This is a genomic window from Pseudoalteromonas sp. MT33b (assembly GCF_014117385.1).
GTDB lineage: Bacteria > Pseudomonadota > Gammaproteobacteria > Enterobacterales > Alteromonadaceae > Pseudoalteromonas > Pseudoalteromonas lipolytica.
The window spans coordinates 251,392-266,610 of sequence record NZ_CP059831.1 but is presented as its reverse complement, the minus strand read 5'-3'; the positions used below and the strand labels follow the sequence as shown (position 1 = coordinate 266,610).

9 protein-coding genes are annotated in these 15,219 nt (G+C 43.5%); 3 read left to right on the top strand and 6 right to left on the bottom strand.

Going from position 1 to position 15,219, the window contains the following annotated elements:
* Window positions 1-14: 14 nt before the first annotated feature.
* From H3302_RS01255 to H3302_RS01245, 3 genes are read right to left on the bottom strand one after another with little or no spacing between them, the layout of a single operon-like run.
* Window positions 15-1,067: an efflux RND transporter periplasmic adaptor subunit gene (locus tag H3302_RS01255; RefSeq protein WP_182396044.1), complete on the bottom strand. Its 1,053-nt coding sequence runs from the start codon at window positions 1,065-1,067 to the stop codon at window positions 15-17.
* On the bottom strand, window positions 1,057-4,344 hold the full coding sequence (locus H3302_RS01250; protein ID WP_182396042.1) for an efflux RND transporter permease subunit: 3,288 nt from the start codon (window positions 4,342-4,344) through the stop codon (window positions 1,057-1,059). Before H3302_RS01250 ends, H3302_RS01255 begins: the two co-directional genes overlap by 11 nt.
* A 3-nt stretch (window positions 4,345-4,347) precedes the next feature.
* Window positions 4,348-4,653 carry a metalloregulator ArsR/SmtB family transcription factor gene (locus H3302_RS01245; protein ID WP_036974065.1) on the bottom strand — a complete coding sequence of 102 codons (306 nt, stop codon included), beginning with the start codon at window positions 4,651-4,653 and terminating at the stop codon, window positions 4,348-4,350.
* A gap of 134 nt (window positions 4,654-4,787) precedes the next feature.
* Here H3302_RS01245 and H3302_RS01240 point away from each other — a divergent pair, with 134 nt between their 5' ends.
* From H3302_RS01240 to H3302_RS01230, 3 genes are all read left to right on the top strand, one after another.
* On the top strand, window positions 4,788-4,976 hold the full coding sequence (locus tag H3302_RS01240; protein ID WP_036974067.1) for a DUF2892 domain-containing protein: 189 nt from the start codon (window positions 4,788-4,790) through the stop codon (window positions 4,974-4,976).
* Window position 4,977: 1 nt separating this feature from the next.
* A complete protein-coding gene (locus H3302_RS01235; protein WP_036974070.1) occupies window positions 4,978-5,322 on the top strand; it encodes a rhodanese-like domain-containing protein in 345 nt (114 codons plus the stop codon).
* 62 nt (window positions 5,323-5,384) lie between these two features.
* Window positions 5,385-7,169, top strand: a complete 1,785-nt coding sequence (locus H3302_RS01230) for an alkaline phosphatase (protein ID WP_182396040.1) — start codon at window positions 5,385-5,387, stop codon at window positions 7,167-7,169.
* On the opposite strand, the gene H3302_RS01225 is transcribed toward H3302_RS01230, so the two are convergent.
* The 3 genes from H3302_RS01225 to H3302_RS01215 form a co-directional block, all read right to left on the bottom strand.
* Complete coding sequence (locus H3302_RS01225; RefSeq protein ID WP_036974075.1) at window positions 7,166-7,705, bottom strand: PH domain-containing protein; 540 nt, start codon at window positions 7,703-7,705, stop codon at window positions 7,166-7,168. The genes H3302_RS01230 and H3302_RS01225 overlap by 4 nt on opposite strands.
* A gap of 108 nt (window positions 7,706-7,813) precedes the next feature.
* Entirely contained in the window at window positions 7,814-12,130 is a 4,317-nt protein-coding gene (locus H3302_RS01220) for an alpha-1,6-glucosidase domain-containing protein (protein ID WP_182396038.1), read from the bottom strand.
* Between the two features lie 22 nt (window positions 12,131-12,152).
* On the bottom strand, window positions 12,153-15,047 hold the full coding sequence (locus H3302_RS01215; protein WP_182396035.1) for a TonB-dependent receptor: 2,895 nt from the start codon (window positions 15,045-15,047) through the stop codon (window positions 12,153-12,155).
* Window positions 15,048-15,219: the final 172 nt, after the last annotated feature.

The following is a 15,219-nucleotide window of genomic DNA, read 5'->3' as shown; positions in this document are numbered from 1 at the left end:
ATAAACTGGTTACATTAATAATAGACAGCCAGCACATCACCAGGGTTTAAGCCTGCAGCGATGTGCTGCTTATTACCCACCATTTCGCCTAAGCGTACGTAGCGACGCACAATATGACCGCCTTCTTTCACATACACCATACTTAATTGACCATATTGATGCACCCAGCTTGGGTCAATCAATACGCCTTTGGCAGTGACCAATGGTAAACGTAATTGCGCATACAATCCCGGCATTAACCCTATTTGAGCCTGCGTTTCTAAGCGGATTTCCATACTGCGGGCTGCGCTATCAGCTACGGGAACAATTTCGGTTACCGTTGCGCTCATAGATGTCGATAATGCTGGAAGCGTTACTGTTAATGTTTGCCCAACAGCCAACTTAATAGCTTGCTGCTCCCTGACATTAAACGCCAATTGCAATTGTTGTGGGTTATAAAGCGCAAGTAACGGTTTGCCCGGAGTAGCGGTATCACCCGGTTCAGCAAATCGCTCTACGACCACGCCTGAAATAGGCGCTTTAATTTTTGTAAAACTCAATGCCACTTGCGCTTGAGTTTGCTGCTGCTTAGCAATGGCTAGATTTGCGCTTAAATTATCAAACCTTGCTTTCGCATCATCATAATCACTGACTGACACTAAACCTTGTTTTAAAAGGTCATTAACTCGCTTGAGCTGCTTTTCAGCTTGGGTAAGCGAGGCATTAATAGCATTAATTTGTGCGTCACTTTGAGCAAGCTGTGCTTTAAAATCGTCTTGTTGTAAGGTAATTAATACATCACCTTGGCGCACAGTGTCACCAGCACGCACATTTAAACGTTCAACTTGCGCCATAACGCGCGATGATATTTGGGTATTTTGCTTAGCAATAACGGTCCCTGGCACAATTTCATCACGTGCAATATCAGCCAATGTCACAGTAAGTAACTGACCTGTGTACTCACTCGCCGCGGGATTTTTTATGCCTGGGGCTTGTTTATCAGAAAAGCTGCCAGCCATGTAAAGTACCGCAACAATAATGACCATTAACGCGATAATTGAACCAATAAGTTTCGATTTACCCTGCATGAGCGTGTTCCTCTTTGGCTGCATCCTTTGCAAACACTAAATAATAAACCAGTGGCACAACAAACAATGAGAACAGTGTTGATGCCACAATACCAAAAATAATCGCAATCGCTAGGCCACTGAACACAGGGTCTAAAGTGATTACCAAGTTACCTAATAAAGTGGTGCCTGCGGTCAGTAAAACAGGCCGCATACGCACAGTACCCGCTGCAATAAGTGCTTCTTTAATAGCCATACCTTGCCCGCGCGCTTGATTAATAAACTCAACTAAAATAAGTGAGTTACGCACAACTATCCCCGCAAGCGCAATCATGCCTATCATGGCCGTTGCAGTGAACAGCACAGGCTCAGGGGCGCCAGCAATACTGCGCTCACCAAATTGATTCAATAACCAAAAACCCGGCATGATACCAATGACCGTCAAGGGAATAGCCGACATAATAATCAGTGACAAACTGGCAGAGTGTGTTTGAATACGCAGAATGATAAAAATGGCCGTTAATGCAAACGCAAACGCAATCCCCATGTCACGGAATACATCAATCGTTATGCGCCATTCACCTTCACCACTGAAAGTGACCTCTGTCCCCGCAGGTAATTGCCATGACGCGGTGCCACCATTACTAAAAAAATGCCTGCTTTGCCAATCACTTTGCTTGAAGGCATTACTGCTAACAGCTAAATCTGCATTAACATCGGCAATTACCTCAGCGGGTGTCCGGCCATTGAGTTCAGCCATGACGTAAACCACATTTCGCTGATCTTTACGCATAATCGGTTTTGCAACATCGTGATATTTAAATGCCCCTAACTCAGATAATGCCACCAGCGGACGTGGCGCACTTTGCAGCCCAAACTCATCGCTGGTTTTTGCAAGCTCTCTGTCGCCACGAACTTGCAATGCGAGTAACTGAGCAAATTGGTTACGATCTTGATATGGTAGCTGCAATTTAATAGCGACAGGGTTAGTTTCCCCACTAACATAGAGCACACCGACATTTTCACCGTGCGAGGCAATCGCTAAAGCGTGTGCGATATCTTGGGTTGAAACAGCCGATAACGACGCTTTGGTTTTATCTGTTATGAAGCGTTGTAATGGCGCACTGGCAGCCATACTGGTATCAACTTCGACTACATGCAGTTCTTGTTTAAGTCTATTTGCAACAGCAGCTGCAGCCTGATGGTGCGTGTGTGTATCAACAAATGGATCACTGTATACTTCGGCCACCAAGGTGCTTAGGACAGGAGGCCCTGGCGGTACTTCAACCACTTTTAGCACAATACCCTCGGTTGCCAGAGGGGCTAATGCAGCACGTAAGCGCATAACCACACCATGAGATTGATGGTCACGCTCGGTTTTATCAAGTAGTAATACTCTAAGCTCAGCAAGGTTTGCGGCTTCTCTTCGGTAATACCCACGGACCATACCATTAAAGTCCATACTTGATGGCTGACCGACATACGCTGCGGCTTCGCTCACTTCATTTAATTGCCAAGTGACCGATTGCACTTTTCGAGTAAAAGCCGCTGTTTGCTCAAGGCTAGTGCCTTCTGGCATATCGATTAAGACTTGAAGCTCGTTTTTATTATCAAACGGCAGCAATTTTAAAGGGACAGCGCGCATTACTGGCAACATGGCACTGGCGATAAACAACCCTAAGGTGATCCATAGTACTAGTTTTGCACGGCCTTTAGATTCAAGTAATGGCGACAAAATACGCTCATATAAACTATGAGGGTTGGCCTCTAATTGCATGTTGTCATCAACGGGGGCTTTGAGTAATTTCATGGCCAGCCATGGCGTCACAAAAAACGCCACCATAGTTGAAACCATTACACTAACAGGCACATTGAATGCCATAGGTGCCATGTAAGGGCCCATCATGCCAGTGATAAACGCAAGCGGAATGAATGCCACCATAATGGTTAGAGTCGACATAAATAGAGCCACTCTAATTTCACTCATGGCATCAACAATATTTTGTTTTTTATCACCTTTTTTAGTAATAAAACGGCTGATATTGTCGATTCCTGTAATAGGATCATCAACAAGTAAGCCCAGAGATAAAATCAGTGCAAACAGGGTTACTCGGTTAATGGTATACCCAAATGCGAAATCGAGCGTTAAAGTAATACCGTAGCAAATAGGCACCGCAAGACCGACCACAATAGCGGGTCGCCAGCCTAAAAACACGCCAACAAAAATAACCACTGTAAATACTGCAAACACCAAACTAGAAGTGAGGTTATTCACTTTTTCATTGGCAGTTCGGCCATAGTCACGCAGTACCGTGTAGCCAACTTCATCAGGCAATAATGTCACCGATAGCTGGTTCATCACATCATGCACTTGATTCGCAACAGCCACCGCATTTGTGCCTGCTTGCTTGGCAACACTAATCGTCACTAATGGCAGTTGCTGCTCAGTATCTGATTGAGCAAGCCATTGATAACTTTGGGCTTCGCTGGGGCCATCGGCGACAGTCGCCACATCATTCAAATAAACACTTTTACCATTTACTACGTTAACAACGAGGTGTTCAATTGCCGACTGAGTACGTAATACATCCCCCACTTGCAAAGCAATGTGCTGTTTACCATCTACAACACTGCCAACATTAACCAGCTGGTTAGACACCTTGAGGGCATAATATACGTCGTTTAAAGTGGTTTGGTGTGCCGCTAATGCGCTGGCATCAAGGTCGATAGTGAGCTGCCGAGTTCGACCTGCTATCACTTTGACTTCGCTGGTATTTTCAATGCGCTGTAAGCTTGTGGCAATTTCATTCGCAAAACGCGTTAACTGATAGTCATCATAGAGTTTTGGGTCTTTGCTGAATAACCCAAGCATCACAATTGGCACATCATTCACCTCAACGGGGCGAATTTGCCACGATGTAATCACTGACGCCATAGTGTGCTGATAACTATAAAGCTTGGCATACGTATCGAGTATCGCTTTTTCGCGATCATGGCCCACTTCAAAGCGCAATGTAACCACAGCATTATTACTGTGTGTCGTCGAGTAGATGTGTTCAACACCGGTTAATTGCGCTAATAGCTTTTCTAATGGTTCTGTCACTAACCGAGCGACTTCTGGGGCTTCAACATTCGGGGCAGCAACATAAATATCGAGCATGGGCACCACTATTTGTGGTTCCTCTTCGCGTGGTGTTTGCTTTAGCGCCATGAGACCAAGCAGTATCGCCATTATAAAAATAATGACTGGAATTCGCCCACTTAAGCTATTTTTTACGGCATTATCGATAGCATTCATCCCTTAACTACCTTTACAAAATAAACCATGAAGTGTTTCTAAAATAGCCATCACACTTTTATCAACGACACGATAGTAAATTGTTTGGCTTTCACGACGAGTCGCCACAATTTCAGCTTTTCTCAGTGCAGCTAAATGCTGAGACAAAGCAGACTGTGCCAGAGGAACCGCTTCATTAAGCTCACTGACACTCAGTTCTCCCTCTTGCAATGAGCATAGAATCATCAAGCGATTTTTATTCGCTAAGATCTTTAATATTTGCTCTGCTTGTTCAACATTGTCGGCCATTGCCGCAAAATCGATGTTCATAATCACACCACTCTATATTCTTAAATACCCGTAAAGTATAGATAGATATATTAGAAAAGTCTAATATTAGAATTTACTAATGTAGATTTTTCTAATATATTAATTACATCACCCTTTGTTATTGAGGTTTAATTATGAAACTAAATGACGCGCTCCGCCTTATTGCTGGTGTAATGATCTGTATTTCATTGTTGCTCCAACAGTTTCACAATCCTATGTGGATTTGGTTTACGGTATTTATTGCTCTAAACTTAATTCAATCGGCATTCACTAAGTGGTGTCCTATGATCACCCTATTACGCAAACTTGGCATGGAGGATTAGTATGCTAACCCCAATTCCTGACCTAATGAAAATTGTTGCCCCTAATCAGCGCCGCATTAGTGCAGAGCAAGCAAAACAAGAATTAAGCGAAAATCATGGTTTATTAATTGATGTACGTGAGCCCGCGGAACATGCCACAAAAGCCGCAACAGGTGCGATTAATATCCCGCGCGGTGTGCTTGAAATGAAACTAATGGAAATTGAAAAAGACCCTGCTCGGCCAATCTATTTGCACTGTGCAAGTAGCGCTCGTGCCACACTCAGTGCTGAAGCGCTAACCCGCGTAGGTTACGAGAATGTCACAGTAATTACGTGTAATGCTGAACAAATCTGCCACGTTTTTTAGCTTCACAGAACAGTAACACTGGTCGGATAAGCTCTTACTTTTCTATTAACAGGTACAGAGCAATGACATTTACACGAAGACATTTTTTAAAAGCATCGGCGGCCGGATTTGGGGTCGCCGTTTTATCTTTAGGCTTAACGGGCTGCACTTTAGACGACGATGAAGATGTCAGCACCCATGTCAGTTTTGACCATGGCGTTGCAAGTGGTGACCCACTGGCCGATAGCCTTATAATTTGGACCCGCGTTACGCCTCTTGATACCGCAACCTCCAGTATTAAAGTCAAGTGGCAAGCATCTACCGATGCTAATTTTGACACGATTAGCCACGATGGCGAGACCGACGTAACAGCGGCAACTGATTTCACCTTAAAAGTTGATCTACAAGGATTAACTGCAAACACCACCTATTATTTCCGCTTTATAAGTAATGGCAAAACATCACCTATTGGGAAAGGTAAAACACTCCCTACGGGCACCATTGAGCAAGTAAAATTTGCAGTTGTGTCATGTGCCAACTACCCCGCAGGCTTTTTCCATGTGTATGGTGAAATAGCTAAGCAAACCGATTTAGATGCGGTACTGCATTTGGGTGATTACATTTACGAATACGGTAATAACGGCTATGCCACAGAGGATGCAGCCTTACTTGGACGCTTACTGCCCGATGATAACAGTGAAGAAATTATTTCGCTTACTGATTACCGCAAACGCTATGCCCATTATCGTACAGATAAAGACTTACAAGCCGCACACGGTAATTGCGCATTTATAACGGTGTGGGACGACCACGAAATTACCAACGACACGTGGAAAAATGGTGCTGAAAACCATAACGAAGGAGAAGGCGATTTTACCGAACGTAAGCTGCACGCCTTACAAGCCTATTTTGAATGGATGCCAATACGCAATGTCGCCGATAAAGAACGAATTTATCGCCGTTTTGAATTTGGTAATTTAGTGTCATTGCACATGCTCGATACGCGTGTTTTAGCCCGTGATGAACAACTAAACTATGCCGACTTTGATTTAACAAGTGCACAAGGACAAAGCGATTTTGCCGCTGCAATCAGTTCACCATCGAGAGCCCTTTTAGGAAACGAGCAACTCACTTGGCTTACCGACGGGTTAAGTACGGCAACCACACAATGGCAAGTACTGGGTCAGCAAGTATTAATGACTAAAATGCACTTACCTTTTGAAATACTGCAACTGTTAATGTCAATTCAAATAGCACAAGCCGGAGGCAATGATCCCAGTGAGTTACTTGCAAAAGCCAATGTATTATTCAGCGAACTTGCGCAAATTAAAGGACGCATTTTAGCGGGGGATCCAAGTGTGACAGCACAAGAACGAGCACGGGTAGAAACAACAGCACCTTATAACCTAGATGCATGGGATGGTTATGCTTACGAGAGAGAAGTGATACTTGGCACGGCAATCACTGCAGAGAAGAACCTCGTGGTCCTCGCTGGCGACACTCACAATGCATGGGCAGGCCAACTCGTTACCGATGCGAGTAATCCGTTTGCAGCGTCACACACTGCCGGCGTTGAGTTTGCAACGTCTTCTGTATCATCACCTGGCCTTGAAAACTATTTGGCACTCAACAGCCAATCAGCCGAAACAGTTACACAGATGGAACAAGTGATCGCATTACTGGTTAATGACTTGGCCTATAATAACTTAGTTGAACGCGGTTATTTAACAGTCACTTTCACCGAACAGCAAGCGCATGCAGAATGGCAATTTGTAAGCAGTATTAAAACGGCCAGTTACACCATGCTCAATGATCGCAAAAAAGCCTTTACGCTAAAAGCTGGAAGCACAACGTTGCAATCTGTTTAACGCTTTTCATCTAATAGCGTAACTAACATTTGCTCAATGTTTTTTACGCTATAGGTCAGTGAACGCAAAAGCGCTAACTGGCTATCCTCAGATTGTGGCTCAGCCTTAGCGCTTGTTTGGCTTATTTCATCCTTTTGCTTTAGGATGGCTTCACGAAATTCAGCAGCATCAATCACGCCGAGTAAAGACACCAAAGCCCCCTGCCCAGATTGCCCAGCCGTTTCGAAGCTGAGTCGGTACAAACCAAACTGGCGCATTAAAGGCCCTTGGCTTAATGCCACATCAGTGATTTTTTCAAGCGGTATTGATTTTTCTTCTTTGAAGAACACACCTCGTTTAACCACCAGTTTTCGCGTTAATAGCTGTGCCGACATAGCGGCTAGAATACGCCCTGCCACCAGCCAAATAATAAGAGCAACAATAGGGATAAAAGGAATACCTATCATACTAATCACACAGGTAAACATACCCAGTAATAACCAATACTGTTTTACTTTAGGATTAAAGCGGGCGCTCAATATACTTGTTTCTGACATCACAGGCTCCTTTATAGGTGATTTATCACCATAAACAATCTTCAGCTCTGCTTCAATAAAAATAAAAAAAGCCGAGCAAAGCCCGGCTTAAGGGTACTGCAGGGAAAGCTATTCCACAGCTTCAACCATTACTGTTAGTTTATTCAGATCAGGTCCTTGCACTGTAAAACGATAGTTACCCGCCTGTGTAATACTCAATGAGATATTGGCACCGACAGCTTCTAACGAGGCCGCTTCGCCAAGAACAGCGAGTGGCGATTCACCACTACCACCTAAATTCACTGTGTTCCAGTCACTAGACGCAACTTTGAATTCATAATCGTCAACATCGAGTGCTATTGTCGTACTATATATAGCATCGCCTGCATAGGTTAATAGGTTAACTGGATCCCAATTGTTCATACTTCCACGCAGATAGACAGGGGTTTCACCAAACATTTCTGCGTTAAACACGGTCATGAGTGGCTCTTCAAGGTTGCTAGCATCAAATACAAACTGATATTGGCCATCCCTTGCAATGTCGATAGTCATGTTTGTACCTTTCACTGCAAGCAGTTTCTCAGTTCCTACGGTAACAACCGCACTGCTTTCACCTGAACCATAATCCACCGTTTTCCAATCTCCAGAGGCTACTTTGAACTCATAGCTGCCAGCTATTAATTGCTTAGTGAAGGTGTAAACGCCTTTACCTTGATACATCAATTCGTCACTGGTACTCCAATCATTTAAATTACCACGTACATAGATTGAAGTACCCACAAATGGCTCCTCGTTATACACTTTAAGCACTGGGTTCTCGATGTCGGTTGCATCAAATGAGAACACATAGATAGCGTCCATTGCTGCAGTAAAGGTCATATTGGCCCCACTGCGTGCAAGTGGCTCGTCTTCACCTTCAATCACTTCAGCAACATCTGCAGAAAGCGCACCAAAATCAACCGTAGACCAATCTTCAGATGCCACTTTAAACTCATAGCTACCTGCTGTAAGTGGGATGGCAATTTTATATTCGCCATTACCTACATAGTCAAAGCCGTTTGCCGTACCCCAATCGTTTAATGAGCCACGAACATAAACGGTTGTACTACCGAATGGCACGATATCTGGTGCACCCGCAGTAGCATTAGCACTTAGACCTTCACCTTGCGTAACACCTTGTGGTTTCACAAACACAGCAATCGTGTAAGCAGGAACTGTAAAAGTCCCCTCCCCCTCACCTGTCATAAAGCTTGCTGCTGACATACTTGAATCAACACTCGCTTTTAAAACAGGATGTAACTCAAAACCGTAGGCAGTAGATACCGTATGCGATAAGCTTTGCTCGGTTCCATTCATAATCACTACAATCGCATCATACTGGCTATCAAGGTCCGTCAAACCAACGCCATCATCAATGCTCATAACCACTAAACCTTGCTGTTGACGTTTTCCAATATTATGGAAACCTACGCGGTCTAATATGTCTTGTTCCGTGGTTAGGCTAAATAGCGGGCTACTACTGCGAATTGATAAGAACTCAGTAAATACATTACTTGCATATTCAATGTCGCTTGCCATCGCTTGCGCATTGGTATTTGCTGAAATTGGTGCGATTTCGCCCCATTTAGCTTGGTTATCTTGTGCCGGTGGTAAACCGACATTCCAGTTATTAGTTTCTTTACTGAAATCAACAAAATTGAACCAATCGCCAGAATCATAGCTATTACGATCCATTGATTTAGAACGCAACATATCCGCACCCATTTGCATAAATGGAATACCTTGGCTCATTAATGGCATCGCTAGAGCCATATTGTGAATACGCACACGCTCTTCAATATTAAGGTTATTGCCGTGTTTATATTGCAGCTGATCCCACAATGTTTCGTTATCATGCTTAGAGACATAGTTAATACTATCAGCAGGGTCCAGTGCATAGGCTGCAGGCTGCGTATTCCAACTAAAGCTACTGCCTTTTGCTGAATTGCCTTTAAAGTCTTTAAGAATGTAGTTTTGTAAGTTACCGGCAAGCGATAAGCGAAGCGTATCTTGCTCGGCTAAGTTGCCATCTGTCGCACTATTACTAAAGAAAGCACCACCACGAATTGCTTCACGAATTCGGTCATTAAAGGTGCCGACTTCTGTGCCAGCCATATCTATTTGCTTAGCTTGCACAAACAATCGATTATCAGCTACTTCCTCAAAGTTCCAACCTTCACCGTAGAAATAGGTATCAGGATCAACCACTTGCACTGCACTAAGAGCCGTCATAATTGACGCTTTTGGCATATGCCCCATCACATCAAAGCGGAAGCTATCGTAACCAAAATCACGAGCTAGAATCACCATAGAGTCAGCAACAAACTTATCCATCATGACATGTTCTGTTGCTGTATTTTCACAACAAGTTGAGCGTTCGATATCACCGGATATTTCGTTATATCTGTGGTAATAACCTGGTACCAGTTTATCGAAGACTGATTTATCCCAGACACCTGATGACGTGGTGTGGTTATAAACAACATCAAGCACGACACGTAAACCAATTTCTTGTAAAGACTGAATCATCGCACGCGTTTCTTTAACTCGTGCTATACCTTCAGGCGATGAAGCGTAAGAGCCTTCTGGGGCAATAAAGTGATGCGGATCATAACCCCAGTTAAAACTATCAACACCACGCATTGCATTGGCAAGTGCTTGTGCATCATCAGACCCCGGTAGGTATGAAGCCATTAGGTCAATAATCAATGCGCTCTTATCTTCGGTTTTACATGCATCGGCATCATCGTTAATGCGTGTACATAAATCACCTAACGTTGCTGTAATATCTACACGTTGGCTCGCATCTTCGTCAATAGTGCCAATATCTGTCAGTGGCAGTAAGTGGAAATGTGTTAAGCCATTATCAGCTAGCTTTTTAAGATGTCGCATTGGCGCACTATCAAGCTCAGTAAACGCAAGATACTTACCACGGTTTGCTTCACTTACCGTTTCATCGCGAACACTAAAGTCACGTACATGGCCTTCGTAAATCACCGCTTGTTCGGGGTAATCAATGGTTGGTACAACACGATCATCCCAGCCACTCGGTTTAGTATCGTCATCATCAAGATTAATTAGTTGGCTGTATAAACCATTAGTTGAAACATTTAAAGAGTAAGGATCTGTGCTCCATAAACGTTCAATTTGCTTGGTAGTAGGATGATAAACATCAAACATAAAACGGTAGTAATGGCGATCGTGACTGATATCGACATTACTAGACCAAATACCCGTTGTGCTATCAAAGGTCATAGCAAGTTGTTCAAGCTCAGTTTTATTAGCATCGTAAAGCGCTAATTTCATATTGCTTGCAGTAGGCGCCCATACCGAGATATCAATGCCATTATTGGCGTAATGCACACCTAGTTGTGCTTCATTGGCATCACTTTCACCGCTGGTGTACAAGTCATCGAGAGCTTTAGCAGTTTGCACATAAGTTGCTTCAATTAGCTTGCCATCAGCATCATAGCCTGCCACAACTAACTGGTGTTTAATCAGCTCTTTTGCAGCGGCTGCATCCCAGCTACCTTGGTAAGCATTCCATGCAGCAAGGTGTGGCACTTTAGCTACTTGCTCATCGTTCAAAGACGTCGATGTTAGTTCAACCACTTGACCATTTAACTCACCAGTATCTTCATCGACAGCTAAATCTGCACTGCTTGAAGCGTGCAATTTAATAATACTCGTAAGCTCATTGCTTGGTTTATAAATCACCGTTGAAAGATCAATCCAATGCGCAGACGCACCAGAAATACTCACCGGACGCTCACCTAAGCTAACAATTGGGTATTCAAATACTGATGGTTCACCATGAATGGTAAAGTTCATACGTTGGAACTTTTCATCGTCTTGCATCAATGGCATTTTTAAATCGACATCACCAAACGCTTTGCCTGAACCTTCAGTACCAATATGTACAATGAAGTTGGCACACTCGTTGTAGCCGTCTTTGAGTTTTACAATCCAGTACGCGCCATAGTTCGGATCGATACCATCGTATTCATGACCATTTGCCCAATCCGTCGCATCAAACGGTGCTGCATATGCATCACACACATCATTATTCCACGTGTGCAAACGATACCCTTCATAAGCATCATCACTGGTACGGTTATAGAACAAAATGGCTTCGTCATCCGCTGGAAAAACCACAGGATCAGGCAGTGTTGGATCAGCCCCAACTACACAGCTCTCATTATTTTCATCAGGCACAGTTGGGGCCGGACAATTAATCGGGGGTGGATCAACACATTCAGTACCCGCTGCATTGGGGATCTGCGGTACGCTACAGGTCAATAAAACTTGCCCTGAATCAATATCATTACTAGCTCCACCACCACATGCAGCTAGCAACGCTATGCTACAGGTAATGAGTAAGCGGTTAAAATCAGCTATTATTTTCATATTATTATCTCCAGCTTACTGATCAATGGTTATAGGTAAAACCTAAGTAAAATTGGCGACCAAAGAATTGCGTGGTCCCTGTTTTACTGGTTGTACCGAAGTAGCTTTGTGTAGGCTCATCAGTCAGGTTATTCACTTGTAATAACATGCCAAATGAATCTGTGAACTGATACGATGTTTGGAAATCGATAACGGTTTCCGCATCAAAGTTCACCACTTGCTCATTGACAGCAACTTGCTCAGAGACAAAATCATCGCGATAGCGCACATTTAAGCGTGTTTCAAAGTTTTCGTAGCTGTAAAAAAGTGTCCCGTTAAAGACGTTGTTTGAGAGACCCGGTAAGTCTTGCGAAACAGAATCACCACCTAAATCGGTGATTGATTGCACTTCACTCTCGGTATACGAATAACTGGCATTAATCCCTAGCCCTTCAAACGGTGATGGCAAGAAAGAGAAAACTTGCGTATAAGCAAGCTCAATCCCGCGAATATACCCCCCTTTAGCATTGTTAACCGCAGTTGTGTACACACCATTCGTCGTTTCGATTTGCTCACCGCTTACAGGGTCGACAATGTACTCAGGGACGTTGAAGCCATTCCCTTTAAAATCAAAGTTTTCAATAGCTATCGTATCTATGAATGAATCAATATTCTTATAGAACGCCGCCACGACTAAGGCACCATCCGTATCTTCAAAGTATTGCTCATAAGAAATATCGTATTGATTCGCATAGAAAGGTTTTAAGAATGGGTTATTCGTACTTGAACCATTAATTTCGCCATCATTATTAACCGATGCACTGGCGTCACCCGCTAAACGGTTAATCGGAGCACGTGCCATCACTTTTGCTGCAGCAAAACGAATTTGCGTTGCATCACTGATTTTAAAGTTAAGGTTTAATGAAGGTAGGTAGTCTGTGTATTTAATGCCTAATATGTTTGGTGCATAAAGGTCGTTAACAATGCCGTTATCATCGACAATGTATTGCGCACCGAGTTGAGGATCACTCCCAACGTTTTCAAGCACCGTCGCTGATTGGTCCGTATCAACACGACGAATACCAATGTTACCTGTGACAGGCAGTTTGCCAATTTCGGTATCAATATTGAGCATGAGATACGCTGATACCACTTCTTCATACACTGAACCACTTTGTAGCATGGTCCATGAGTAGTTAGTGGTATAACCTTGTGTATCTGGCTCACCATCACCATCTAAATCAACAACCCCCTCAGCGTTACCCCAAGTTTGAACAGGTTGTGGGATGCCATTAGGGAACCACGCGTTTAGTGCTTTATCCAAATCTATCGCTAAGTATGATGGGAAATAACTAAACTCACCCTGCCAATCAACCACGGTGGTCATGTCATCAGTCAAACGAAGTGGAGGTTGAGTGGCTGAGAATGCGCCGTCATTACCGTATTCAAACACTGACCGGTTATTGCTGTACTCACGGTCTGAGTAACGCGCACCAAATTCAATTGAGCTAAACCAGTTACTCTCTAACTCATATTTAAAATCGAGTCGGAACGCTTTGACTTCATCTTCATTTTCATACGGGTAAATGCCGTATTTACTAAGCATAACGCGATCAATATCGCTGAATGCATCAGCTTGATTAAAACCAATATCAGGTAAATCAAGACCGTTTAATTGATAATTTAGTGACACATTGGTATCAAATACCGGATTATCAATTGTAGCGTCTTCCGCTACCAGTGCCCAAAGTAAGCCATTGCGGAAATTACTCTTCGCGCGTGATAACGACACATCAGCATTGACATTCAAGCGCTCGGTTACTTGCCAATCAGCGTTAATTCCATAGCTATCAACTTCATCAAAATCTTGATTATCATCATTGACTATTTCAACACGGGTAAAGCTATTTGATGTGCGGTTGATTGCCCCACCGATTACCGCATTGCCGTCAAGTAAGGGGTTCGCATAGACAGCTGACGGGCCACCAAATTTAACCCGAAAACCACGGGCAAATGATTCGCTATCAAAACGAGATAAAAACGCATCACCTTTCAGTTTAAAGTTATCGGTTGGTGCCCATTCAATCGATGTTAAATAACCATTACGCGTTTCTTCACCACCTAAATGCTGAAGCTCGAAACCTTCACTGATATATTCATTAGCGGGGTTATCTGCAGGGCCATCGATGTCATTTGCAAGTCCGTCAACATCTTTATTACCGTTATATGCTAGACCGATAAACTGGGTGGCAACACTAGGTTGGAATAAGCGAGCATAACCTAGCGCGACACCGAGGGTATCATCAAAGAACTTGCCCTGATAAGAAAAGCTAATACGGTCGCCATATTCAGTGGCATCAAAAACCTCTGAAGCACGATCGTTATACATACCGCGTACATTAGCGGTAAATTTGTGTTGCTGGTCATTATCCAGTGGGCTGGCTGTTTGTAACTCAACAGTACCGGCAACGCCCCCTTCGATTAATGATGCTTTGGGTGACTTATACACAGCTGCCGAACTAATTAACTCAGACGGATACTGATCAAACTCAATACTACGGCTACCACTGGTCGATACTTGTTCTCGACCATTGAGAGTCGAAAACACGAATCCACCAGATAAACCTCGAATATTAATTTCGGCAGCTTGGCCACCTGTTCGTACCGCCGAAATACCCGGTAGTCGTGTTAATGCATCTGCCATAGATACATCGGGAAGTGCACCTAAGTCATCAGCAGATAACTGCTCTGATACGGTGTCACTAAAACGTTTTTGGTTTAATGATTGAATTAAACTGCGACTAAAGCCGCGCACTTCGATTACTTCAAGCTCAGGATCAAGTTCCTTTGCAGATGTGCGTTCTGCTTCGTTCGCTGCCATAGCACTGTTTGCTGCAACCATTGCCAGCATTAATGCACTTAGCTTAAATTTCCCCATTGGATTCCCACTCTGTTGTCATTGGAGGCGTTATGTTTATTCTTGTTGTCAAAAAACAACCAACAAAGTGTAACCAAAAGGTAAATATTGTGTGATGAATACGTATGCACTATACGTTTCCTGGGGATAAGCAGGAGCTCCTCTCACGTTTTACTATTGAGAGAGGAGCAAT

What these genes read in the sequence shown, in the direction of transcription:
- H3302_RS01245 (WP_036974065.1), bottom strand. Translation starts at nt 4,653, where the DNA reads ATGAACATCGATTTTGCGGCAATGGCCGACAATGTTGAACAAGCAGAG.
- H3302_RS01215 (WP_182396035.1), bottom strand. Translation starts at nt 15,047, where the DNA reads ATGGGGAAATTTAAGCTAAGTGCATTAATGCTGGCAATGGTTGCAGCA.
- H3302_RS01225 (WP_036974075.1), bottom strand. Translation starts at nt 7,705, where the DNA reads ATGTCAGAAACAAGTATATTGAGCGCCCGCTTTAATCCTAAAGTAAAA.
- H3302_RS01235 (WP_036974070.1), top strand. Translation starts at nt 4,978, where the DNA reads ATGCTAACCCCAATTCCTGACCTAATGAAAATTGTTGCCCCTAATCAG.
- H3302_RS01240 (WP_036974067.1), top strand. Translation starts at nt 4,788, where the DNA reads ATGAAACTAAATGACGCGCTCCGCCTTATTGCTGGTGTAATGATCTGT.
- H3302_RS01220 (WP_182396038.1), bottom strand. Translation starts at nt 12,130, where the DNA reads ATGAAAATAATAGCTGATTTTAACCGCTTACTCATTACCTGTAGCATA.
- H3302_RS01250 (WP_182396042.1), bottom strand. Translation starts at nt 4,344, where the DNA reads ATGAATGCTATCGATAATGCCGTAAAAAATAGCTTAAGTGGGCGAATT.
- H3302_RS01230 (WP_182396040.1), top strand. Translation starts at nt 5,385, where the DNA reads ATGACATTTACACGAAGACATTTTTTAAAAGCATCGGCGGCCGGATTT.
- H3302_RS01255 (WP_182396044.1), bottom strand. Translation starts at nt 1,067, where the DNA reads ATGCAGGGTAAATCGAAACTTATTGGTTCAATTATCGCGTTAATGGTC.